The following is a 22,805-nucleotide window of genomic DNA, read 5'->3' as shown; positions in this document are numbered from 1 at the left end:
AACACCCAAAATGAAAGAGCCGTATATACTGCCTAAGTAGAAATATAACAATTTTGAGGTGGTATTCATTGTTTTATCATGTGAAGGAATTACAGTATCATGCCAAGCCTGAAAGACCGGATCCAATTTTTGCTAAACAGCTTCAGGAAGTATTAGGAGGTCAATTTGGCGAAATATCTGTCGCTCTGCAATATCTTTTTCAAGGCTGGAATGTTAGAGGAAACGGAAAGTATAAGGATCTGTTAATGGACACCGGAACAGAGGAACTAGCCCATATTGAGATGCTGGCCACTATGATAGCCAGACTTCTTGACGGAGCCCCAGTGGGTGACCTTGAGGCGGCTGCGAAGGACCCTGTTCTTGGAGCTATACTAGGAGGAATGAATCCGCAGCATGTAATTGTGTCAGGTTTGGGAGCTATGCCGGCTGACAGTGTCGGAAACCGATGGAAAGCAGACTATATTGCGGCGAGCGGCAATTTGCTTGCAGATTTCCGTGCAAATTTAAATGCAGAATCTCAAGGCAGGCTTCAAGCGGTAAGGCTGTACGAAGCAACAAATGACCGAGGCGTTAAAGATATGCTTTCTTGGCTGATTGCCCGTGATACTATGCATCAGAATCAATGGATTGCAGCGATTAAGGAATTGGAGGCTGCAGAAGGAGATATTGTTGTACCGACGACATTCCCAAAGGAGCTTGAAAAGAGGGAAGTATCCTATACATTATTCAACCTATCAGCAGGCAATCAAAGTGCAGAGGGAAGATGGGCTCAGGGTCCTAGCATGGATGGCCAGGGGACTTTCAATTATGTAGAAAACCCAGTGCCATTTGCCAAAAAACCGAAGCTAAAGCCTGCTCCGCCGTATATATTTAATACACCGCCGTCAGCACTTAAAGGCAATCCATCCAACATCCCTCCGAATATGTGTTAAGCTCAAGTGCACTTTGAACCTATTATATTTACTAATTACTTAACAAAGCAGCTGGAGTTAATTTTCCCCAGCTGTTTTTTGTATGTGGAAAATACATTTTCTCTTGTCTAAGAAGATAAGGCAGAAGACTGTTCATTTTCATTTGCTTCAGGGTCTTAAAAGAAAATAATAATACAGCGGCCATTTTTACATAGAATGTACAAGCAGCATTTTAACGAGTGGGGTTGAATTTATGAGCGTTCATCTGCTATTAAGTTATTTTTTACTTGGAATCACCCTGGCTGCGCCCATTGGACCGGTGAATTCAGCTCGGCTTGATAAAGGAATAAAAAACGGGTTTTGGCACGCATGGATAGTAGGCGCAGGGTCGATGATTGCCGATGGAGTTTTCATGTTGGTCGTGTATGCAGGACTAGTTCGTTTTCTGGATATTGAAATTGTTCAAGTTTTTCTATGGCTTTTTGGAGGGTTTATTCTTTTTTATACGGGAATAGAAGGTGTCTTGAAAAGTAATTCAATAAAACTGAGCCGCAATAGGCAGCGTGAATCATTAATGAAATCTTTTTTACAGGATTTACTATGTCGATTACCAGTCCGCTGTCTATTTTATTCTGGCTGGGGATATACGGATCGGTCCTTGCAAAAACGGCTGCGCAGTATGGCACAGCCGAATTGTACATATATAGCAGCATGATCTTTTTAGGACTGACTTGCTGGGACATTTTTGTCGCTTTTCTGACCACAGGATTAAAGAGATGGCTTAATGAGACAAGCCTTCTTGCCATATCGGTCATTTCAGGCCTTTCGCTCATAGCCTTTGGCGTTTATTTTGTATACGAGGGGATTCGGACGCTGCTTACCTGACTATCCTTTAATCCCCTGCAGCCATTCTTGATAACATTCATCACAAAGGATTTCTTCCCGGATATCTTCAGAAAGATGAAAAGAAACTTGGTGGAACTTCTTATCATCAGTTGCTGTTGAACAGTAAAAACATTCATTCATTCTCATCAGTCCTTTGATAAAAGATATCCTTTAGTTTGCAACAGCTATCATCTTTTATTCAGAGGAAGAACGGATCAATCATTTATTTTTGTATAGCTTCCCTTACATCATAATCTTCCAATGGAATATCTATGTTTTCTTCAAGAGCAAGCTTAGCAAGCTGAGAACCAATAAATGGCCCCATTGTTAATCCGGAAGCGCCCAATCCATTTGCTACAATAATGCCTGAAAAGCCTGGAAGGGGACCAAGCACCGGCAAAAATCCAGGAGTGAATGGACGAAAGCCGATCCGGGCTTCTTTGAATGTTGCTTCCGCCAATCCCGGAGCCGTGTCTAATGCTTTATGAAGAATCTCTTCTAACCCTCCGGCTGTTAGTCGATAATCAAATTGATCGATATTCTCATGAGTAGATCCGGCAACAAGACGATCCTCAAATGCAAGCAAATATTGATCATTTGGCGGCATAACCACCGGCCACTTGCTCATTTCAACACCAGGAAGCTCAAAATGGACAATTTGTGCTTTTTGAAAGCTTACTTTAAAATCCAGTCCGAGCGGTTTTAAGACTTTGTTTGCCCATGCTCCGGCACAAACTATGACTATATCGGCTTCAATTGTTTGTCCTTCCGTTTTGATTCCTATAACTTGAGAACCATGAAACAGTAAATCAGCATGACCTTTAATCAATTTTGCTCCCTTTTTTTGGGCAGCCCGGATGAGAGCATCCCTTAAAGCACGGCCGTCTACACGTGCCGCACCGCTGACAAGAACAGAAGCATATTCCGAATCAAGCGGGGGGAAAAGCGATTTTGTTTCTTCTGGTGATAATGGAGAAATAGTGCCGATTTCGGGGGCTTCACTTACTCTTTTTCTCGCACGTTCTTCCATTGCTGAAAGCTTGTCGGGATTCGTATGTAAACTGATGGCTCCAACTTGGGCATACCCTGTATCCGTTTCGCCCATTGATTCAAGTTCCTCGATTAACTGCGGGTAAAACGCAGCTCCCAATCTGGCCAGGCGATACCATGCCTTATTTCTTCTTTGAGAAATCCAGGGACAGATAATACCGGCCGCTGCATCTGTAGCCTGACCGGGATCCTTTCTATCAATCAGCACTACTTCAGCGCCTTTTTTCGTCAGTTGATAAGCCGTTGAGGCACCGAGAATTCCTGCGCCTACGATGATGATTTTCTTCATTAAACAGCATCCTTTACTTATTCGATTTACAGATTTGCTTAACTTTATTTTACCATGAAAATACGCTGTTCTGTATGCTGCTGAAAAAGCAGTCAGGTGAAATGTTGCTGAGTCGGCAGATAAAGTGAAGTTTATGAAAACACAAGCCGTGAAGCAAATCAGTATATCCCTTTTTAGCTGTCGGCTCTCCTGTCCTGCTTGAGCTTTTTTTACCAGAAAGCTCGACATACTGCCGATTAGACATTGGACATACCGAAGAAACTAATACATACTGGTAATCGGAGAAAGGGTTAATCCTTTTTCAACAGCTTTATTAGGAGGATTAGGATGTCATTAATTGAAAAACTGAAACAATACAGCAACGAACAAGAATGGAGCTCAATAGACTGGTTTAAGGAAGAGCAAGAATGGGCCCGGGAAAACGGATTGTCTGTAACATCTGAGAGCGAATCTAAAGAGAAAACACTAAATCGTTTTAAAGATACGTATATTGAAATAGGTGATAAAGAATCTGAAGATACCATTATGCAAAAGAATCATGCATTTCTTGACGAGCCTGTTACATACATAAAACAAAACAAAGATCATTTTTTATATCTGGAATCCAACTGGTTTGCATGGCTTGGAATTGAAGGAGCGGTGCTCGAATATGACGATGTATTTGGTACGTACAGCATTTTATTTGGACTGAAAATTCCTAAGAAACTTACAGGAGCACTTAAGGAAAAACTAATTTCTCTATTAGAAGACGGCGCACAAGTGTCGGCCGTTTTTGATAGCGGAGAAGGAGTATGGAATGTGAACTTTCCACTGGAGCATATACCGGCTTTTTCAGAAAATATGACCTTGCTTGAAGTATATGTCCTGGCTTACAGGATTCTTTTCAATGCCGTGTCCTCCTCAGAGCCAATTAAAAGACAGACTGATTCCATATAGGAAGTCAGTCTTATCTTTTAATTAATGATTTTTATAATCGTTTCTTGTATGATAGATTGACTGCTGATTGGTAAAAATAGTAAAATAAAAGCGAGTTCTCTGGATGTGCTTCTATGACAATACTGAAAGGTCAAAGCAATGCCTCTTTGTAAGCGCTTAAAACACTTATTATGGGAGGTATATGAATGAAAGCATTAGTCATGGAAGAATTGAAAAAGCCGTTGGTCATCAGAGACATGCCTGATCCCGTGTGCAGTCCGGATGGTGCCATAATCAGAGTTGAGGCAAATGGCGTATGCCGAAGTGATTGGCATGCATGGCAAGGCGACTGGGACTGGATTGGCATTCAAGTGCCCCTGCCTCATATATTGGGACATGAATTTTCGGGCGTCATTGAAGAAGTCGGCAAGGACGTTAAAAACTTTAAAAAAGGAGACAGGGTTATTGCCCCTTTCACAGTTGGTGATGGCACCTGTCCCTATTGCCAGAGCGGACATCAGAATATTTGCGAAAACATTCAGCTGATTGGATTTTCAACATGGGGAGGATATGGAAGGTATACAGCTATCCCGGGAGCTGATCTTAATCTAGTAAAACTTCCGGAATCTATTAGTTTTGTTGAAGCAGCTGGGATGGGCTGCCGTTTTATGACAGCCTTTCATGGGATTGCTGACCAGGCACAGGTCAGAGGGGGAGAATGGGTAGCCGTTCATGGATGCGGAGGAGTGGGCTTATCCGCCATTCAAATCGCAACAGCCCTGGGCGCTAATGTGATTGCAGTCGATATTGGCGAAGATAAATTAAATTTGGCGAAAAGTATAGGAGCCGTCGCAGCAATAAATGCTAAAAAGGAAAATACGACGGAAGCGATCAGAGAAATTACAAAGGGAGGAGCCCATGTTTCGGTCGATGCACTGGGAATCAAGCAGACTTGCCAGGCAGCTGTCAGCGGACTGCGTAAAAGAGGACGCCACCTTCAAATCGGATTAACATCAAGAGAAGAAGAAGGGATGATTCCGCTTCCTATCGATTTTATTGTTCAGGCAGAACTGCAAATTGTAGGCTCTTTAGGAATGCAGCCTCAGCGATATCCTCATATGCTGGAAATGGTGGAGAAAGGAAAGCTTAAACCGGGGTCCTTGGTTACAAGCACAATTTCACTTGAAGAAGTTCCGAGAATTTTTGAGGAAATGGACAAATTCCAGAACCTGGGAGTGACGGTCGTCGATAAATGGGATGTTAAAGCAACTGTCTGAATCCACCTTAAAGCTTAGGTAACCTATACCTAAGCTTTTTCTAGTGTGCCAGGCATGGCAACTATCTAGGCGGTGGAAGTCCGCTGTGGGGGTACACATCAACCAACCACTAAGGAAGCGCAAGGTGTTTATCGTGAGGTAAGGGCTGGAGGAAGCGTGGAATAAAATCTTGACTCGACGAACAGAAATCTGATATGAAGGCTTTATAAAGGGATAAGACTCCTAGACAAGTCAAAGTCCAAAAGATGTGCGTAACTTTAGGAAGTAAATCAGGCGAGTAAAAGAGGAAAGGTAGTTGTCTTACCCTGGGAGGTCTTGCGGATGTACTAATAGTATAGTCGAAAAAGGTTAATCGCAAGAAGTCAGCAGAAGCCATAGTAGTGAAAACAAAAATCATGAAGGGCTGAACAATTTATAGTGTTTCAACGCCGCGAATGCGTAAGAGACGAACTCCGAATGTGTTAATGGTGAAAATATGAGCGTATCTCAAAAGATAACCAAAAATGGAGCTATCACTTACTACGTGAGAGGAAAAGGAGAAACGAGTGTGGAACTTTTAGAACAGATTTTAAGTAATCGAAATATGAATGAAGCCTACTTGCGGGTCTATAGAAATAAAGGTGCGAGTGGGGTCGACGGAGTAACAGTCGATGAACTAAAGCAATATCTGAAGGAAAATAAGGATGAACTGCGTCAGCGCATCAGAACAAGAAAATACCAACCACAAGCTGCCTTAAGAGTGGAAATTCCAAAAGAGAATGGCAAGATGCGTAAATTGGGAATACCAACAGTAGTGGATAGAGTAGTTCAACAAGCCATTCATCAAGTGCTCAGTCCGATATTTGAGAAGCAGTTTAGTGAATTCAGTTATGGCTTTAGACCGAAAAGAAGTTGTGAAATGGCCATTATAAAAAGCTTGGAATTTTTGAATGATGGGTACGAGTGGATAGTGGATATTGACCTGGAAAGATTCTTCGATACAGTACACCACGATAAACTTATGAGAATTATATCCAACACTATTAAGGATGGAGATGTTATCTCTCTAATAAGAAAATACTTGGTTAGTGGAGTTATGGTGAGTGGTAAATATGAAGAAACACCCATTGGGACTCCGCAAGGAGGTAATCTCAGTCCACTACTGAGTAACATTATGTTAAATGAATTGGATAAGGAACTAGAAAATAGGGGACTTCAGTTTGTGAGATACGCTGATGACGCTCTAATTTTTGTGAAGAGCGAGAAAGCGGCAAACAGAGTGATAAATTCAGTCGTGAAATTTATCGAAGAGAAGTTAGGATTGATAGTCAATGTCGAAAAGAGCAAAATCTCTCGTCCAAAAGAATTGAAATTCTTAGGATTTGGATACTATTACGATTCGAAAAGCAAGAGAGATCAAGTGAGACCTCACCCTAATTCAGTTCAGAAGTTTCAGCGAAAACTTCGCCGATTGACCAAGCGAAATTGGAGTATCCCTTTAGACTACCGAATACTTAAGCTAAAACAAGTCATATTTGGCTGGATAAACTACTTTAGAATCGCAAATATGATGTCAGCGATAAAACGAATAGATCAGAAATTACGCTCAAGAATAAGGGTAATCATCTGGAAACAATGGAAAATGCCGAGAAAACAAATCAAATCCCTCGTTCAATTAGGAATTCCGGAGGAAGAAGCAAAAGGATTAACCTTTTGTCGAAGAGGATATCGATTTATTGGATTATCAAAGGTCGTTCAAAGGGCAATCTCAAACAAAAGACTAAAGCAGAGGGGACTCCCCTCTGCTTTAGAACATTATCTAAAAGTACACACTGTAATATAAATTGAAACGCCGTATACGTGACCCGTACGTACGGTGTTGTGAGAGGGGCGAAAATAATCTAACTTATTTTCCCTCTACTCGATTTATACGTAGAATATTTTATACGTTTGTTCAAAGCAATCTTCTTTTTAATCAATGTAAATGAATCTTTAATAACAAAGCTATTGATTTGTTCATGGATTTATGTTAATTTAGTACAGACATTTTAATTCTTTAACAATTTATCAAACTAAAGCATCGAGAGGAGAACATAGAGTGAATGCAGTACTTATAGCCGTTCTTGTCATGTTAATCTTGAGCCTTCTTCGTGTGAATGTTGTGCTCGCTTTAATTGTTGGCGCCTTTGTTGGCGGTATGACAGGGGGCTTATCAATAGACCGGACCATTGAGGTATTTACAGGAGGGCTAGGAGACAGCGCAGAAGTTGCACTGAGCTATGCATTGCTTGGAGGTTTTGCAATCGCAATCTCCAGTACCGGCCTGCCTGGATTGCTGGTAAAACAAGTTTTACAACTTGTAAAGAAAGACGGGGAAGCTAAGGGAAAGACTTTTTCAAAAGCTCTCATCGTTTTTTCTTTGCTGTTAATGGCCTGTCTTTCTCAAAATTTGATTCCGATCCACATTGCTTTTATACCAATCTTAGTCCCGCCTTTATTAAGGCTCATGAGTGAATTGGAAATAGACAGGAGACTCATAGCTTCTGTTTTGACTTTTGGTTTGACAGCTCCGTATATTTTGCTTCCTGTCGGATTCGGAAAAATCTTTCATGATATTTTAGCTGCTAATATGAAAGAGAGCGGTTTGACTGTTAATATGGATGATATTCCAACAGCTATGTTGATTCCTGTTGGAGGAATGATCATCGGTTTATTAATTTCCATTTTCATTTCATATAGAAAACCAAAAAAATATGAATTGCTCGAAATAATTGAGGAAGAAAAAATAACATATTCGAAAACCGCCATTATTTTTTCGGCAATTTCTATTATTGGTGCTCTCGCCGTTCAGCTTTTGACAGATTCTATGATTTTTGGTGCACTGGCTGGGATTTTAATTCTGTACGTAAGCGGTGCAGTGAAATGGAAAGAGGCTGATGAATTACTGACGAACGGAATGAAAATGATGGCCTTTATCGGTTTTGTTATGCTTGCAGCGTTTGGATTTGCAGCTGTATTAAATGAAACCGGTGACGTCGCTTCCTTAGTTACTAAATCAGCTGAACTCATTGGCGGAAATAAAGGTTTAGCAGCACTGTTAATGCTTCTGGTCGGTTTGTTAGTCACGATGGGAATCGGCTCATCTTTTTCTACTATTCCTATCATTGCGACAATCTTTGTTCCGCTTTCTCTGGAACTGGGGTTCAGTCCGATGGCAACAATTGCTCTTGTTGGTACAGCAGCGGCACTAGGAGACGCCGGTTCACCTGCTTCTGACAGTACACTAGGACCGACAGCAGGATTGAATGCAGACGGCCAGCACAACCATATGTGGGGGACAGTCGTGCCTACATTCATCCATTATAATATTCCGCTGATTATATTTGGCTGGATAGCAGCAATGGTTTTATAAGTTAACATGCGGATCAGCAGTCAGCTGATCCGCATTTTTTATTTGTGGAAAAGAAAACCCTAGGCTAGGCCTAGGGTTCCGAAAAGCTTTCAGCGTGGTATTAAAAAAACTCTTCCATGGTGCTAAAATATTTTTGGTTCGCCAAACCAAAATATCAGCATCACGGAGGAGTTTTGATGTCAAAAGACACTAATAGTTTAGCACACACCACCTGGAATTGTAAGTATCATATCGTATTTGCACCCAAGTATAGAAGACAAGTGATCTATGGAAAGATAAAAAAAGATATCGGTCAAATACTGAGAACGCTATGTGAAAGGAAAGGCGTAGAAATCATTGAAGCCACGGCGTGTAAAGACCACGTACATATGCTGGTGAGTATTCCACCCAAAATAAGTGTCTCTTCATTTGTAGGGTATTTAAAAGGGAAAAGTAGCTTGATGATATTTGATCGTCACGCCCATTTGAAATACAAGTATGGAAATCGCAAGTTTTGGTGTACGGGATATTATGTAGATACAGTGGGAAGAAACAAAAAGGTAATCGAAGAATACATACGAAATCAGATACAAGATGATATAGTCGCAGAACAATTAAGTATGATGGAATATATTGATCCGTTCACAGGTGAGGAGGTAAAGAAAAAGAAACGAAAGTAAGTGAAAGACCTTTGAGGTCTGGCCAGTGGAAGTAGTACAGTTGGCGAACCATTCAGAGGCCCTTGAGGGCCTGGTCAGCAACAAAGGCTTTCAGCCGCAGAGAAAACCACCCGTTACCACGGGTGGTCGTTATTTGGAATATCTCCTCATTTATTCTTAGGGAACTAATAAAAATGAAAAAATCAGAAAAATGAATGAAAAACTTAGTTTATTCAATAGACAAACCAAGTAAACCCTGATACAATTCTCATAAAGCTTATTGTAAACGATTGCAAAATTACAAAAAGGGATATCGAAAAAAAAGACTTATGGATTAATAAACTTGCAGGAAGCATAACTCATCCAAAACAATGTAAGCGTTATTACAAAAGAACTTAGGAGGATGGAGATGGCGTACGTCATAGGGATTGACTTAGGTACTGGATCAGTAAAAGCCTTATTGGTTGATAAAAAAGGACAAACCATTATTGAGAAAGCAAAAGAATACCCGCTCATTCATAAGCAGTCTGGGTATAGTGAACAGGATCCGCATGAATGGGTTCAAAAAACAGCAGATGTTTTAAGAGAATTAGTACAGGATTTTAAGGGTAATGTCTCTGAAATTGAAGGAATCAGTTTTTCGGGGCAAATGCACGGACTGGTGCTCCTTAATGAAAAACAGGAAGTTTTGCGGGATGCCATCCTTTGGAATGATACGAGAACAAGTGAGCAGTGCCGGCAAATTTATGAACTGGCAGGAAAGGCAACATTATTGGAAATTACTAAAAATCCTGCGCTTGAAGGTTTCACTCTGCCTAAACTCTTGTGGGTTCAGCAGCATGAACCGGATCTATTTAAAAAGGCTTCGGTGTTCCTTTTGCCAAAGGATTATCTTCGGTACCGGATGACAGGAAAGATTAATAGTGAATATTCAGATGCAGCAGGCACTTTGCTTCTTGATGTGGCCAATAAACAGTGGAGTGAGGAGATTTGCAGACTTACAGGGATTGATAAGAATTTATGTCCGCCGCTTGTTGAATCACATGCCTTTGTAGGTGAACTTACAGAAAGTTTCGCAAAGGAAACAGGACTTTCAGCAAAGACCAAGGTTTTTGCTGGCGGCGCAGATAATGCCTGCGGCGCACTGGGGTCTTCTATCTTATCAGAAGGTAAAACGCTTTGCAGTGTCGGGACATCGGGAGTTATACTGGCCTATGAAAAATCAGGCGATCGTGATTTTGGCGGGAAGGTTCATTATTTCAATCATGCCAGTGAGAACGCCTACTATACAATGGGAGTGACACTGTCTGCCGGACACAGTTTGACGTGGTTCCGAGACACATTCGCAAATGGAGAAACCATGGATTCTCTTTTAGAAGGGTTGGACAACGTTCCAGCCGGTTCAAATGGATTGCTGTTCACTCCATATTTGTCAGGAGAGCGTACTCCCCACCCTGACTCTAACATAAGAGGAAGCTTCATTGGAATGGATGCATCTCATACGAGAATCGATTTTACCAGGGCAGTCGTTGAGGGCATAACGTTTTCTTTAAATGAATCTATCGAAATATTCCGTCATAACGGCCAGGAAATTAAAGAAATCATTTCAATAGGAGGCGGCGCCAAGAATGATATTTGGCTGCAGATCCAGGCAGATATATTTAATGCTGCCATTATTAAGCTGAAAAGTGAACAAGGACCTGCTAATGGTGCGGCCATGCTTGCTGCCTATGGATGCGGCTGGTTCACATCATGGGAAGAGTGTGCAGAGGTCTTTGTTTCGTATAAGGAAGTCTATGAGCCGATTCCTGAAAATGTGGAAAGGTATCGTCAGTTATTTGAAGCCTATAAAAAAATTTACAGTCAAACAAAGGATATTAGTGAAAGACTGATGGACTATCGTCAAAAGTAATTTTTCGTTAAGAATGTCGACATCCTTACTAGGGATGATGGGCAACTGATTTTGTAAACGATTTCAAATTAGAATGAGAGGAATTAAAACAATGAATCAGAAACGAAATTCACTTTATATTTTCTGTATAACATTGGTTGCCACTTTAGGCGGTTTACTTTTTGGCTACGACACAGCAGTCATTTCTGGAGCAGAGAAATCATTAGAGGTCTATTTCATAGATAATTTAGGCCTAAACTCATTTATACATGGGGCTACTATTTCCAGTGCTTTAATCGGCTGTATCATTGGAGGTTTTATCTCTGGATTCTTTGCTTCAAGATTTGGCCGTAAAAACTCACTTATTTTCGCGTCAGTGCTATTTACATTGTCAGCACTGGGATCCGCCTATCCGGAGTTTTTGTTCTTTTCGAAAGGTGAACCGACAATCGCTCTTCTTATCACATTCAATTTATACAGAATCATTGGCGGAATCGGTGTAGGTCTTGCCTCAGCCATAGTGCCGATGTATATAGGGGAAATTGCTCCTCCTGAAATACGCGGACGTCTGGTTTCATTCAATCAATTCGCAATTATTTTAGGAATGCTAGTTGTTTACTTTGTAAATTGGATGATTGCCAACGGAGAGTCAATTGCCTGGATTAATGATATCGGCTGGAGGTATATGTTTGCCTCAGGAGCGATACCCGCTGTCTTATTCGGATTTTTATTGTTCTTTGTACCAGAAACACCCAGATATTTGGCTTTAAGAAAACAAGATGGAAAGGCATTAAAAATCCTTTCGAAAATTAATGGAGAGAAAACAGCAGAACGGGTTCTAGAAGAGATTAAACAGAGCCTTACAGATGGACATACCGCAGGCAAACTGCTCACATATGGGAAATTAGTTATTATCGTAGGAATTTTACTTTCTGTATTTCAACAGTTTGTAGGCATCAATGTGGCTTTATATTATGCGCCCCGGATTTTTGAAAGTATGGGAGCTGCCAAGGATGCTTCGATGCTGCAGACAATTGTAATGGGACTCGTCAATGTGATCTTTACAGTTTTAGCGATCATGACAGTAGATAAATGGGGTAGGAAGCCATTATTAATTGTCGGCTCAATTGGGATGACCATTGGCATGTTCGGTGTTGCGGCTCTTGCTTATGCAAATATCATCGGCATATGGACATTGGTGTTCATCGTCGTGTATACCGCTTCATTTATGATGTCCTGGGGACCGATTTGCTGGGTTCTAATTTCTGAAATATTCCCTAATAAAATCCGCGGACAGGCAGTGGCGATTGCAGTTGCTGCACAATGGGCGGCTAACTATTTCATCTCTTCAACCTATCCGATGATGATGGAATACAGCAGCAGCATGACTTATGGCTTCTATGGATTAATGAGTATCCTTTCCGCAATCTTTGTTTGGAAATTCGTACCTGAAACAAAGGGCAGAACGCTCGAAGAAATGGAAAGCATTTGGGCAAAAAAAGCGGGGAAGAACAGTAAGACTGCTTAATATGGAGTTTGCAGAGGTGCCGCCTATATGGATGGTGCCTCTGTCTATCTTAATAACAAAGGAGAATTTCGAATGGAAATAATCGAAAGTCTATTTGGTGAGCACCAGGGGAGAAAAATTAAAAAATATTCCCTTATTTGCAAGAAGGGAATGGAATTTTCCTGTATTGAATTAGGCTGCACCGTCACAGCAATCAAAGTGCCTGATAAAAAAGGAAAGAACGATCATATTGTCCTGGGATTTGATAAGCTGGACGATTATCTTACACATTCTCCTTATTTTGGCTGTATTATCGGCCGTGTCGCAGGGAGGATTAAAAAAGCACAATTCAGTCTTGATGGACAGGATTATGAACTCGAGCATAATGAAAACGAAACAAATTTACATAGCGGAAAGAGCGGTCTCCATCAGGTCATTTGGAATTCCTCTATTGAAAAGCAAAAAGACCAGGCTATTATTACTTTTCACTATAAAAGCCCTGACGGTGAGGGAGGATTTCCCGGAAGCGTGAATATTGAGGTACGATACATTATTAATGATGAAAATGAATGGACGATCTTTTATAAAGCAAGTTCTGATAAAAAAACCTTGGTAAATTTAACAAATCACAGCTATTTTAATTTATCAGGGAATCCAGAAAACAGCATTTTAGATCATCAACTTCAGATACATGGCGAGAAATATTATGAATTGGATTCAGATTTCTTACCATATGAAAAACCTCTGCCTTCCAAAAATACAGTCTTCGATTTTACTGTTCGTAAAAAAGTCAGAGACGGCATTCAGTCGGGAGATCCGCAAATAGATCTGGCAGGCGGCTATGATCACCCCATCCTTTTAACGGATAAAAAATTGGAGCTATCGGATCAAACGAGCGGTCGAAAGTTAACGGTTTATACGGATCAGCCAAGTGTAATCGTTTATACCGGGAATTCTTTAGGCAGTGAACCTGATCTGCAGAATGGCCGATGCTATAAGCATTCAGGGATTTGTCTGGAAACGCAAAAACCGCCGGCCTTTGTTGATAATATGATATTGAACCCCGGTGAACTTTATATTGCAAAAACGAAATATTGTTTTTCACTTATTTAACGACTCCCCCTCTTAACAGAGGGTTTTTTGTATACGTGTATAGCCCAAGTATTTCTATCTGTAGTACTGATTTGGAGGATAATGGTAAGGCTGTTGGTGAAAAGAACTTCCGGGGTCTTGATAGTAAACTGCTGTGTTATTTCGAACTGGCTTTTTAAAACATTCATCAGGGGGTCCGATTACAATGGTTCGATTACGGAGAGGGGCCAGCGTTTTCTTCAGTAATTGGGGATCCAGACAATAGGTTTTCGCTAAGACTTCAATCGGTGTTTTTGTTAAGATATCGGAACCGAAAATATATTCCGGATACGGCGCATCAAAAATAGTAAGTAAATGGGTTCTTTCTTTCGTGGCCATTTCCCAATGCCACCATCCCTGCGGAATATTAGCCACTTGCCCAGGCTTGATAGGAATATTGAAGACTTTATTTGTAAATGGATTGATTAGGGAAACCTGTGCTGCACCTGAGATACAATAAACAAGTTCGGCAGCATTTTGGTGATAGTGCGGTTCCACATAATGCCCCTTACTCAAATAGATATCGAGAAGCGAGACATCTCCCAATGTATTGAGATTGTCTCTCCCCAAGCGGTTGATGAAATTCTCAGCATTTCGTGTATTCAGTCTGTTTTGATTAACATCAAAGAAATACTCAATGTTTCCTCCTGTATAATCCATATACTTATTTACCAAGTAAAAGGCCCCGTTTCCTCAGAAATTTCACATAACAATCATATGAGATTCAACAAAAAGCGTGACAAATGACCATAAAAAAGCTGATGCATCCAAGGGAGCATCAGCATCAACAAATTTTTAAACTAAATGCATAAGTTCATTAATCGCTAATACCACAAATAATAAAATACTGACAGCTAAGCCAAGATTTGAAACCCATTGAAAACGGTCTACAGTGCCGATATATTTCTTTTTGTTCAGAAGATATAAAAGCGTAATGGCTAGAAAAGGCATGAATATCGAGCCGAGCGCACCATAGGCGATTATTAATGCGACTGGTTTACCGAGAATATGCAACAGCATAGGCGGGAAAGTCAGCCATAATACAAAGAATCGATATGGCTTAGATGTACTTAATTGTTCATCAGATACTTTCTTATGCCGTACTGTCCTGATAAAGTCAGCGAATAAATACGGGACGCCGTTCCATACTCCCAGAACAGAAGTAAAGGAAGCAGACCAAAAGCCAACAAGAAATAGGTACCTAACGGAAGGGTGGAGCTCATTGCCTAAGATGGATGCAAAATCAACCAGGCCTTTTTCTCCGCTGATTGTCGTATTGGTTCCATACAGCAAACCGGCTCCAAGTACGAGCAGTGCTATAGTGAAGATAGCTGTAACAATATAGGCAATGGCTGAATCGGTACGCACAGCGCGTATGAAGAAAGGGCCGCTCCATTTATTCTCCTTCAGCCAATACCCATACGACGCCATTGTTAAAGACCCGCCAACTCCTCCGATCAGGCCGAGTGCATATATTAAGGAGCCTTTCGGAAGTTCAGGAACAGCTGTATTCATAACATTCCCAAGCTGAGGAATAACAAGTACCGCTGACCCTACGACTGTAATAAACATAAGACCAATAAGAACATTCATTACGTTCTCAAAAATTTTATACTTGCCTGACCAAACTAAAATAAATGCAAGAATCCCATGAATAATTGCCCATTGTGTCAATGACAATGCTGGTACTAATGCCGCCATCGCGAGAGCACAGGAAGCAGTGCCGGCAGCTCCGTATACAAAGCCCCATATAATCGAGTATACACCAAAATAACCTGTTGCCCATTTCCCCATAAGGTGCCAGCCCTCCAGAATCGTCATGCCGCTCATTAAGTGCCAGCGGCCCACTCCTTCATTGAGCACGAATTTGAAAATGGAACCAATTAAGATAGCCCAAAGAAAGACTAATCCATAGTTTGTACCTGCAACTAAGGCTGCGACCAAATCTCCGGCGCCAACCCCTGTAGCCGCAACAATTAAGCCAGGGCCGATGATGGATGGCTTTTTAATGTCTGGCTCTTGGGTAACCTTTATCTCTGCACCAATTGTCACAATAAATCCCCCTTTATTCAATTTTATAAAAACGTTTTCATTTAGTGAAAACGTAATTCCCGCTATGGTATGTATTTAATGAAAAATAAGAAAGATGTTTTATCTTAATTATTAACCAATTAATGTGAATATTCAAACCCTTTTTCAAAGGAACAATAGATAAAAAGCTTTTGAATCATTTTAATAAGCGGGAGAAAGTAGTTAATAACGCTTAGATTAAATTATATTAATATAATTTAATCTAAGCGTTATCCCGTGATTTTTTTCATAATCCTCTATAAATACAATTTTAAAATAATTTCATATTACCTTCACCGGTAAATTGTGCACCCCAAAAAGATATTTATTGATATAGAAATTCTGTATCGTATACTGACCGTGAGAAATGATACATTGCAAAATTTCAAGGATTAATCCTTGACTCTCTGTATAGAAAATAAATTTTTAAAACCTCTTCATTTTGATGGTATACTGATTAAGAAACCCTTTTCATGATTTAACTTTATAAGAAGGCAGGAGCAAAAGAATGAAAATTTCCTTTAATGATTATATTAGTATTATGATTCATCAAACAGATCTAACCTTGACGAGTTATATAAAAGCAAAACTAGCGCCATTAAATATAGCTCCAGAGCAAAACTTGATTCTCCTCCTTTTATGGGATAAGGACGGACTGAGTCAAAATGAGATAGCGAAGAAGCTGGAAAAAGATAAGACCAACATTACCCGCATGTTAAGCAATCTGGAGAAAAAGGGTTTTATCAAAAGGCGCTGCAACGAAATTGACGGCCTTTCCTTTAATATATTTCTCACGGAAGAAGGAAAGAAAATGGGGGAGCATATTCATCCTATCACTGAAGAATTTAATCGAATAGTCTGTTCTGGAATCAGTGAACAAGAGATGGATACGGTAAAAGAGGTATTGAAAAAAATGAGAGAAAACGTACAAAAAGATAAAATTGTGCAAAAGTAGTTGCAATGGCCTATTATTTTTGGTAGAATAACAAAGTCATTTTAGTTGTTATAGCAACTTAATTTATTTTATTATCGGAGGGTTTTATATAATGGAAGCTTTAGGTATTTTTATTATACGTCTTATCGTAGGTCTGTACTACGCTGCCCACGGTGCTCAAAAGGCATTTGGATGGTTCGGCGGCGGCGGTCCTGCAGGCACAGGCGCATTCTTTGAGCAAATCGGCATCAAACCAGGTAAACAAATGGCTCTATTGGCAGGGCTTGGAGAATTTATCGGAGGGGTTTTATTCATTCTTGGATTCCTTACTCCATTAGCTTCAATTCTCATCATCATTCCTATGATTGTAGCCATTAAAACCGTTCACGGAAAAAATGGATTGTTTGCAGATAAAGGCGGCATTGAGTATTGCGTTGTTCTTATCGCACTTGCTTTAGGAATCGCTTTAGCCGGTCCTGGATCCATTTCTTTAGATGCTTTATATAATATTAAATTTTGGTAAAACTCCTTAAAAACAGGCAGGGTGAAAACTCTGCCTGTTTTTTATGCTTGAAAAGAAAACCTAGTATAACGACATTAATGTCGTTATACTGAGGTGTATATAAAACGACATTGATGTCGTTTTAAAAAAGGAGGAGAAAATCATGAAGGAGTTATTGAATAATAAATCATTTGTCTTTCTAATGCTGGCACAAATGATTTCCGGCTTGGGAGACTGGCTGAGTTTAGTGGCGATTATGACGCTTGTGGGTTTAAAATGGAATGCTTCACCTATGGAGGTATCTTTCATTATGCTGTGTCTTGTTGTCCCGATGGCACTATTAGGCCCGATGGCAGGAGCCCTTTCAGACCGTTTAAGCAGAAAAGTTATAATGATAACTTCTGACTTCATTCGTTCAGCACTCATTCTTTTGTTAGCGGGAGCTGAGTCGATAGAGGAAGTCTATCTATATCTTTTCCTTATTGGACTTTTCTCTGCACTGTTTATTCCCGCGAAAAATGGTATGCTAAAAGAATTAGTCGTCAAAGAACATGTGAAAGGTGCTTCTTCCTTCACATCCATGATTGACGCAGGCACAAAAATTATCGGGCCGGTTTTAAGCGGGATACTCGTTTCAACATTTGGCACAAATCCTGTATTTTTCATCGATGCTGCCACGTTTTTTGTTTCTGCTCTTTTGCTTCTTTTCTTGCCTAAAAGTGTTCAAACTTCTGCCAGCCATAAAAAGAGCCATCCATCGTCCTTTCAAAATGACTTTGCAGAAGGGCTAACTTTTATCTTCTCGAAATCCCATCTGCTTACCGGTTTATTTTTCTTAGGCTGCAGCCTTTTCATTTTACAGCTTTCGGATTCTCAAATCATCGTCTTAATAAGAGAGCTTACTTTGACATCTCCTAATCTTTTTGGTTATATAGTGACAGCATCTGGTTTAGGGATGTTTTTAGCTGGATTTGTTTTAACTAAGAAAACGAATTATAATGCTTTCGCTTTAATGCTTATTGGTGTTTTCATCATAGGGTTCAGCTTCGGCGGTATGGCATTATTGACTTATTTTGATGTACATGGATCTCTTATTTGGGCCCCCCTAATGGGATTATTTGCAGGGTGTGCAGCAAGCTTGATATTGATCCCTTTTCAAGCTTCGGTGCAATTAGAAACTCCTGTCCATATGACTGGGAGAGTATTTGGTCTGATCAATAGCGTAACAACGACAGCAACCATTTTCGGGCCTTTGCTGGGCGGATGGCTGGCAACAGTGTTTGGAGCAGTCCCGACATTTATCATGACCGCTTCTTTTTTACTATTTCTAGCTGTTCTTGGCTTTTTGATGAAAAATAAAATAGAAAGGAGTCAGAGCATTGTCTCCAAAAGTCAGCAATGAACATATAAAACAGCGCCGTGCTAAAATCTTAGAAGCGGCGGCCATTGTATTTAAGAAACACGGCTACGTACAGACAACCATGAAGCATGTGATGGACGAAGCGAATGTAAGCAGAGGGGGATTATATCAATATTTCTCCAATAAAGAAGAATTATATGAAGCGATTCTAGAAGAAACCCTTACACAGGAAATACATAAGACAAAAGAATGGCTTGAAGAAAAAAACAGTACTTACTGGAATTTTCTTCTTTTACAACTATTTGGACAAGATCGGCAGCCAAATAATGAGATGGATCCGCTGGCACCAAGCAATTTAGAATTTTTCATCACAGGGAGAAACGAACCGCGCAGAAGGGATTACAGCAAAGAAAGGTATCGCAGCGGTTTATACTTATATACTGATATTATTAAGGCTGGCCAAGAATGCGGAGAATTCAGCAATACGTATGACAGTGAAATCATAGCAAGGACTATCATTACCTTTATTGACGGACTGGCGCTGGGGCACGCGATACTTCCAAAAGAAGACCTGAAGATAAAAGAGCAGTCAATTATGCTGATAGAATATTTAAAGATGGCCCTTAAGGTAAAATAGAAATCAAATAGATATATGAAGAATAGGCATTGTTCCGGTAAGGGATATGAGAAATGTTACAGCGCCACCGGACGGGAGGAAAAGCCATGAATAAAGAAGAACAGCTGATAAAGAATTCCAGAAAAGGGAATTTGGATTTTATACAAAATTACGGTGGGTAACACAGTGACAGGCGGCTTTTCTTCTTCAGCTAACGGGCAGGTTGGAAATCTACCCTATGTAATATATTAAAGGAAAAATCAGCTGCTATTAAACAGCTGATTTTTTATTGCATAAAACATACTATACTGCCCCTATTGATCTTTAAGGTTTAAAGCGATATGTGCATCCTGCAGTCTCACATTTATTTGGTCACCTAAATGATTAGGATGATAATATCCATCGGCAGTCATAAAATCTGTAATCTTGGCATGTGTATCCACTGCATTTCTCAATTGCTCGCGAAGAGCTGATTTCAGTTCAGGAGTAGCTGTTTCCGTAATAGCAAATGCGAGATTTCTGACGGCAGATTTAGATGAAATCAGAAAATCTGAGGCGATTGCCCTTTCAGTTAATCCTCCCATTCCAGACATATTTTGCAGAAGATTAGTCATTGTGAGTATCCTCCCGGTTTGTAATAAAGGTCTGAAGTCGCTTCAGACCTTGGCTTCCTGATTCTAAATCACCAGAAAGAATCGTTTTAAGATCTCCATCAGGAAGCAATTTGCTCATAGTTACAGCTTTTGTTAAACATACTGTTTTAAATGCAATTAACTCGAGTGTCTCCAGTGTTTCATGAAGTCCTAAATATTTTGTCAAAAGTATCTCTCCAATCTTTAAGAACTTCTCTTATCTTGCTTCAGACAGGTAGTTTACATTCCACCTAAAATATTCCATAACGAGTAATTTTACATTGAATAATTTTCACATATTTAAGGGATTATAATTTTAGGAGGTGAAGTCATGGAGAAGAAAAGCTTGGCCTATCATGAAACAATGGAAACACATGAGATATTAAATCTGAAAACTGTAGGCTTATTGAAATCAAAGCTTATGCAGGGCCTTTGTTTCAATAATGATTTAAAAGCACTGATGGAAAAAGATGTTCAACAGTCAATTGCAGCCATTAATGAACTTAAAGAATTTTATAAAGGGGCAAAAACCAATTATATTGAGTGAGGTGAAAAAAATGGAAATGGATTATTTAGATCCCCAAGGGGCTGAACATATGCCAGAAATGGCAGATTCGGGCATTGCATTGGAGTTTCTTCTTTCAGTTAAAACAGGCATTCATACATATGCCATTGCGTTAACTGAAACATCGAGCCTGGAGTTAAGAGAGACATTATACAGGCAAATGGAACAATCTATTGATTTACACACAGAGATATCTGACTTGATGATAAGCAAGGGCTGGTTATATCCGCACGATGTTGGCAAGCAAGTTGAGTTGGATCTTAAATCTGCCGACAATGCTTTAATGATTGCCGGGATGAACTTATTTCCGAATGATACGGATAGACTTGGAATGTTCGCAACGCCTAATAAATAAGGGAGGTTAGAGAAAAATGAAAGCTGTCACGTACCAGGGGAGTAAAAATGTCCAGGTTAAAGAAGTAAAAGACCCAAAAATCAAAAATAGCGATGATATCATTGTAAAAATAACATCTTCTGCTATATGCGGTTCAGATTTACATTTGATTCATCAAATGATTCCCAATATGCCAACTGATTATGTAATTGGCCATGAACCAATGGGGGTAGTCGAAGAAGTAGGACCGGAGGTAACAAAATTAAAAAAAGGGGATCGGGTGATTATTCCCTTTAATGTAAGCTGCGGGCATTGCTGGTACTGTAACCACGACATAACCAGTCAATGTGATAATTCAAACCCTCATGGTGAAATGGGCGGTTTCTTTGGATATTCAGAAACAACCGGTGGATTTGCTGGCGGACAAGCTGAATATATGCGAGTTCCATATGGGAACTTTACTCCCTTTAAAATACCCGAGAATTGCGAAGTAGAAGATGAGAAGTTAGTGTTACTTGCAGATGCAGCCTCAACAGCTTATTGGAGTGTAGATCACTCTGGTGTCAAAGCTGGTGATACTGTCATCGTTTTAGGATGTGGTCCAGTAGGTCTTCTTGCTCAAAAATTTGCCTGGTTTAAAGGTGCTGAGCGTGTTATTGCGGTCGATCACCTTAAATACCGGCTTGACCATGCGAAACGGACCAATAAAGTGGAGACTGTAAATTTTGAAGAACATGAAAACGTTGGCGAATATTTAAGAGAGTTAACACATGGTGGAGCAGATATTGTTATTGATTGTTCGGGTATGAGCGGCAAGATGACGCCTCTTGAATATCTTGCATCTGGAATGAAGCTTCATGGCGGTGCAATGGGCGGGCTAGTCATTGCGTCACAGGCTGTACGCAAAGCCGGGACCATTCAAATTACCGGTGTTTATGGGGGACGTTATAATGGTTTTCCGTTAGGAGACATTTTCCAAAGAAATGTTGACATTAAAACGGGTCAGGCCCCAGTTATTCCGTATATGTCTTTTCTTTATAATCTGATATCTGAAGGAAAAGTTGATATTGGTGATGTAATTACACATGTACTTCCATTAAACCAGGCAAAGCATGGATACGAAGTTTTTGACACAAGGACCGATAATTGTATTAAAGTCATTCTAAAACCTTAAATTGAATAAAACCAAGATGAATTCCTATATAATTTTGAATAACAAGGACGCAAAATATGGGATAGGAATGTTGGCACAAAACATAAGATTTATGTAATGCTTGCCAGCGAATTTTTAATTAAGGATACATGACCTTCGGGGAAAAATCATGATGGCTGGAATTGTATTGCACAGGAAGCTGTAAGAAATCAAAATTCCTTATTTAAGAACAGAGCATGTAAATAGCTTTTATAAAAGCTGCTTAACATTCTTAAATTAACGGGTTATCATTGAAATAACAATGATAACCCGTTGATTTTGACGAAAAGCAGACGCATTTGTAGTAGAAGGTCATAAAAGCAAGAACATTTCAGGTATCTATAATTGCTTATTAATCAACCATTTCACAAATTAATGTACTCACATTGATGGAAGTCAAATAATCTAGGATTATATTCTATAGATAATTGATTTTCAACTAAAGTGACAGCATTCCTGTATTAACTTACTACTAAAAAGTTTGTGAAGAAATCTACTTAAACTAATGGGTGCGTTAGTTGAGAACCGGGGCTGCCATTTGGTGGCCTTTTTGCTTAATGAACTAAAAGGGCAGGTTAATTTAAGAACAAAAGATTTACAACCATAAGGAAGACTTATGGTTATAAATAATAACTTTAAAATTTCCTTATCATTCCAATTGGCGTAAAATTGGAAATAGCAAAAGTGATATCAATTTGAAGTCAGAGGAGAAGGA

Annotated in this window: 22 protein-coding genes and 1 pseudogene; 17 read left to right on the top strand and 6 right to left on the bottom strand. The window is 39.8% G+C overall.

Going from position 1 to position 22,805, the window contains the following annotated elements:
* Positions 1 to 68 precede the first annotated feature (68 nt).
* Positions 69 to 932, top strand: coding sequence for a manganese catalase (locus BQ4305_RS21120; protein ID WP_110929664.1), 864 nt, complete (start codon positions 69 to 71; stop codon positions 930 to 932).
* A gap of 232 nt (positions 933 to 1,164) precedes the next feature.
* A pseudogene (locus BQ4305_RS21115) lies at positions 1,165 to 1,796 on the top strand (LysE family transporter).
* Here the strand turns inward: BQ4305_RS21115 and BQ4305_RS21760 are convergent.
* Both BQ4305_RS21760 and BQ4305_RS21110 read right to left on the bottom strand, forming a co-directional pair.
* Positions 1,797 to 1,937, bottom strand: coding sequence for a hypothetical protein (locus tag BQ4305_RS21760; RefSeq protein ID WP_199880792.1), 141 nt, complete (start codon positions 1,935 to 1,937; stop codon positions 1,797 to 1,799). It abuts the pseudogene before it with no gap.
* An 82-nt stretch (positions 1,938 to 2,019) separates the two neighbouring features.
* A complete protein-coding gene (locus BQ4305_RS21110) occupies positions 2,020 to 3,135 on the bottom strand; it encodes an NAD(P)/FAD-dependent oxidoreductase (RefSeq protein WP_110929663.1) in 1,116 nt (371 codons plus the stop codon).
* A 327-nt stretch (positions 3,136 to 3,462) separates the two neighbouring features.
* Between BQ4305_RS21110 and BQ4305_RS21105 the strand changes: the two genes are divergently transcribed.
* The 8 genes from BQ4305_RS21105 (at position 3,463) to BQ4305_RS21065 (ending at position 13,867) form a co-directional block, all read left to right on the top strand.
* Positions 3,463 to 4,071 carry a branched-chain amino acid aminotransferase gene (locus BQ4305_RS21105; protein WP_110929662.1) on the top strand — a complete coding sequence of 203 codons (609 nt, stop codon included), beginning with the start codon at positions 3,463 to 3,465 and terminating at the stop codon, positions 4,069 to 4,071.
* Positions 4,072 to 4,256: 185 nt separating this feature from the next.
* On the top strand, positions 4,257 to 5,327 hold the full coding sequence (locus tag BQ4305_RS21100) for a zinc-dependent alcohol dehydrogenase family protein (RefSeq protein ID WP_110929661.1): 1,071 nt from the start codon (positions 4,257 to 4,259) through the stop codon (positions 5,325 to 5,327).
* A gap of 547 nt (positions 5,328 to 5,874) precedes the next feature.
* Positions 5,875 to 7,149, top strand: coding sequence for a group II intron reverse transcriptase/maturase (gene ltrA / locus BQ4305_RS21095; RefSeq protein ID WP_110929660.1), 1,275 nt, complete (start codon positions 5,875 to 5,877; stop codon positions 7,147 to 7,149).
* Positions 7,150 to 7,404: 255 nt separating this feature from the next.
* Positions 7,405 to 8,718 (top strand): Na+/H+ antiporter family protein, encoded by a 1,314-nt coding sequence (locus tag BQ4305_RS21090; protein WP_110929659.1) that lies wholly within the window; start codon positions 7,405 to 7,407, stop codon positions 8,716 to 8,718.
* Positions 8,719 to 8,894: 176 nt separating this feature from the next.
* Positions 8,895 to 9,377 carry an IS200/IS605 family transposase gene (gene tnpA, locus BQ4305_RS21080; RefSeq protein WP_110926080.1) on the top strand — a complete coding sequence of 161 codons (483 nt, stop codon included), beginning with the start codon at positions 8,895 to 8,897 and terminating at the stop codon, positions 9,375 to 9,377.
* A 388-nt stretch (positions 9,378 to 9,765) separates the two neighbouring features.
* Entirely contained in the window at positions 9,766 to 11,268 is a 1,503-nt protein-coding gene (gene xylB / locus BQ4305_RS21075) for a xylulokinase (RefSeq protein ID WP_110929657.1), read from the top strand.
* Between the two features lie 91 nt (positions 11,269 to 11,359).
* On the top strand, positions 11,360 to 12,775 hold the full coding sequence (xylE, locus tag BQ4305_RS21070; RefSeq protein WP_110929656.1) for a D-xylose transporter XylE: 1,416 nt from the start codon (positions 11,360 to 11,362) through the stop codon (positions 12,773 to 12,775).
* Positions 12,776 to 12,847: 72 nt separating this feature from the next.
* Positions 12,848 to 13,867 (top strand): aldose epimerase family protein, encoded by a 1,020-nt coding sequence (locus BQ4305_RS21065; RefSeq protein WP_199880791.1) that lies wholly within the window; start codon positions 12,848 to 12,850, stop codon positions 13,865 to 13,867.
* Positions 13,868 to 13,921: 54 nt separating this feature from the next.
* On the opposite strand, the gene BQ4305_RS21060 is transcribed toward BQ4305_RS21065, so the two are convergent.
* Both BQ4305_RS21060 and BQ4305_RS21055 read right to left on the bottom strand, forming a co-directional pair.
* Positions 13,922 to 14,560 carry a cupin domain-containing protein gene (locus BQ4305_RS21060; RefSeq protein ID WP_110929654.1) on the bottom strand — a complete coding sequence of 213 codons (639 nt, stop codon included), beginning with the start codon at positions 14,558 to 14,560 and terminating at the stop codon, positions 13,922 to 13,924.
* Between the two features lie 120 nt (positions 14,561 to 14,680).
* The gene (locus BQ4305_RS21055; RefSeq protein WP_234397019.1) at positions 14,681 to 15,937 is read right to left on the bottom strand and encodes an Nramp family divalent metal transporter; all 1,257 of its coding nucleotides are present in this window, start codon (positions 15,935 to 15,937) and stop codon (positions 14,681 to 14,683) included.
* Between the two features lie 526 nt (positions 15,938 to 16,463).
* Between BQ4305_RS21055 and BQ4305_RS21050 the strand changes: the two genes are divergently transcribed.
* The 4 genes from BQ4305_RS21050 to BQ4305_RS21035 all read left to right on the top strand — a co-directional run bounded on the left by BQ4305_RS21050 (position 16,464) and on the right by BQ4305_RS21035 (position 19,388).
* Positions 16,464 to 16,910 carry a MarR family winged helix-turn-helix transcriptional regulator gene (locus tag BQ4305_RS21050; protein ID WP_110929653.1) on the top strand — a complete coding sequence of 149 codons (447 nt, stop codon included), beginning with the start codon at positions 16,464 to 16,466 and terminating at the stop codon, positions 16,908 to 16,910.
* Between the two features lie 91 nt (positions 16,911 to 17,001).
* Complete coding sequence (locus tag BQ4305_RS21045) at positions 17,002 to 17,412, top strand: DoxX family protein (protein WP_110929652.1); 411 nt, start codon at positions 17,002 to 17,004, stop codon at positions 17,410 to 17,412.
* Between the two features lie 142 nt (positions 17,413 to 17,554).
* Positions 17,555 to 18,793 carry an MFS transporter gene (locus BQ4305_RS21040; protein ID WP_110929651.1) on the top strand — a complete coding sequence of 413 codons (1,239 nt, stop codon included), beginning with the start codon at positions 17,555 to 17,557 and terminating at the stop codon, positions 18,791 to 18,793.
* Positions 18,771 to 19,388: a TetR/AcrR family transcriptional regulator gene (locus BQ4305_RS21035; protein WP_110929650.1), complete on the top strand. Its 618-nt coding sequence runs from the start codon at positions 18,771 to 18,773 to the stop codon at positions 19,386 to 19,388. Before BQ4305_RS21040 ends, BQ4305_RS21035 begins: the two co-directional genes overlap by 23 nt.
* A 293-nt stretch (positions 19,389 to 19,681) precedes the next feature.
* Here the strand turns inward: BQ4305_RS21035 and BQ4305_RS21030 are convergent, their stop codons facing one another.
* Together BQ4305_RS21030 and BQ4305_RS21025 are read right to left on the bottom strand one after the other, a co-directional pair.
* Positions 19,682 to 19,981, bottom strand: a complete 300-nt coding sequence (locus tag BQ4305_RS21030; protein ID WP_110929649.1) for a spore coat protein — start codon at positions 19,979 to 19,981, stop codon at positions 19,682 to 19,684.
* A complete protein-coding gene (locus BQ4305_RS21025; RefSeq protein ID WP_110929648.1) occupies positions 19,974 to 20,186 on the bottom strand; it encodes a hypothetical protein in 213 nt (70 codons plus the stop codon). Before BQ4305_RS21025 ends, BQ4305_RS21030 begins: the two co-directional genes overlap by 8 nt.
* 144 nt (positions 20,187 to 20,330) lie before the next feature.
* On the opposite strand from BQ4305_RS21025, the gene BQ4305_RS21020 reads away from it, so the two are divergent.
* Genes BQ4305_RS21020 through BQ4305_RS21010 form a run of 3 tightly spaced genes read left to right on the top strand, consistent with a single transcriptional unit; the run spans position 20,331 to position 22,072 of the window.
* Positions 20,331 to 20,546: a spore coat protein gene (locus BQ4305_RS21020; protein WP_110929647.1), complete on the top strand. Its 216-nt coding sequence runs from the start codon at positions 20,331 to 20,333 to the stop codon at positions 20,544 to 20,546.
* 10 nt (positions 20,547 to 20,556) lie between these two features.
* The gene (locus BQ4305_RS21015) at positions 20,557 to 20,919 is read left to right on the top strand and encodes a spore coat protein (RefSeq protein ID WP_110929722.1); all 363 of its coding nucleotides are present in this window, start codon (positions 20,557 to 20,559) and stop codon (positions 20,917 to 20,919) included.
* A gap of 16 nt (positions 20,920 to 20,935) precedes the next feature.
* Positions 20,936 to 22,072 (top strand): zinc-dependent alcohol dehydrogenase, encoded by a 1,137-nt coding sequence (locus BQ4305_RS21010; RefSeq protein WP_110929646.1) that lies wholly within the window; start codon positions 20,936 to 20,938, stop codon positions 22,070 to 22,072.
* Positions 22,073 to 22,805 lie beyond the last annotated feature (733 nt).

This window comes from Bacillus massiliglaciei, assembly GCF_900098925.1.
In the GTDB taxonomy this organism is placed as follows: domain Bacteria; phylum Bacillota; class Bacilli; order Bacillales; family DSM-1321; genus Peribacillus; species Peribacillus massiliglaciei.
The sequence above is the reverse complement of the archived record's forward strand: the minus strand, read 5'-3'. Positions and strand labels throughout refer to the sequence as shown.

Excerpts from the sequence above, each read along its gene's own strand:
- BQ4305_RS21760 (WP_199880792.1), bottom strand. The coding sequence starts at position 1,937 with ATGAATGAATGTTTTTACTGTTCAACAGCAACTGATGATAAGAAGTTC.
- BQ4305_RS21110 (WP_110929663.1), bottom strand. The coding sequence starts at position 3,135 with ATGAAGAAAATCATCATCGTAGGCGCAGGAATTCTCGGTGCCTCAACG.
- BQ4305_RS21105 (WP_110929662.1), top strand. The coding sequence starts at position 3,463 with ATGTCATTAATTGAAAAACTGAAACAATACAGCAACGAACAAGAATGG.
- BQ4305_RS21100 (WP_110929661.1), top strand. The coding sequence starts at position 4,257 with ATGAAAGCATTAGTCATGGAAGAATTGAAAAAGCCGTTGGTCATCAGA.
- tnpA (WP_110926080.1), top strand. The coding sequence starts at position 8,895 with ATGTCAAAAGACACTAATAGTTTAGCACACACCACCTGGAATTGTAAG.
- xylB (WP_110929657.1), top strand. The coding sequence starts at position 9,766 with ATGGCGTACGTCATAGGGATTGACTTAGGTACTGGATCAGTAAAAGCC.
- xylE (WP_110929656.1), top strand. The coding sequence starts at position 11,360 with ATGAATCAGAAACGAAATTCACTTTATATTTTCTGTATAACATTGGTT.
- BQ4305_RS21065 (WP_199880791.1), top strand. The coding sequence starts at position 12,848 with ATGGAAATAATCGAAAGTCTATTTGGTGAGCACCAGGGGAGAAAAATT.
- BQ4305_RS21050 (WP_110929653.1), top strand. The coding sequence starts at position 16,464 with ATGAAAATTTCCTTTAATGATTATATTAGTATTATGATTCATCAAACA.
- BQ4305_RS21045 (WP_110929652.1), top strand. The coding sequence starts at position 17,002 with ATGGAAGCTTTAGGTATTTTTATTATACGTCTTATCGTAGGTCTGTAC.
- BQ4305_RS21040 (WP_110929651.1), top strand. The coding sequence starts at position 17,555 with ATGAAGGAGTTATTGAATAATAAATCATTTGTCTTTCTAATGCTGGCA.
- BQ4305_RS21030 (WP_110929649.1), bottom strand. The coding sequence starts at position 19,981 with ATGACTAATCTTCTGCAAAATATGTCTGGAATGGGAGGATTAACTGAA.
- BQ4305_RS21020 (WP_110929647.1), top strand. The coding sequence starts at position 20,331 with ATGGAGAAGAAAAGCTTGGCCTATCATGAAACAATGGAAACACATGAG.
- BQ4305_RS21015 (WP_110929722.1), top strand. The coding sequence starts at position 20,557 with ATGGAAATGGATTATTTAGATCCCCAAGGGGCTGAACATATGCCAGAA.
- BQ4305_RS21010 (WP_110929646.1), top strand. The coding sequence starts at position 20,936 with ATGAAAGCTGTCACGTACCAGGGGAGTAAAAATGTCCAGGTTAAAGAA.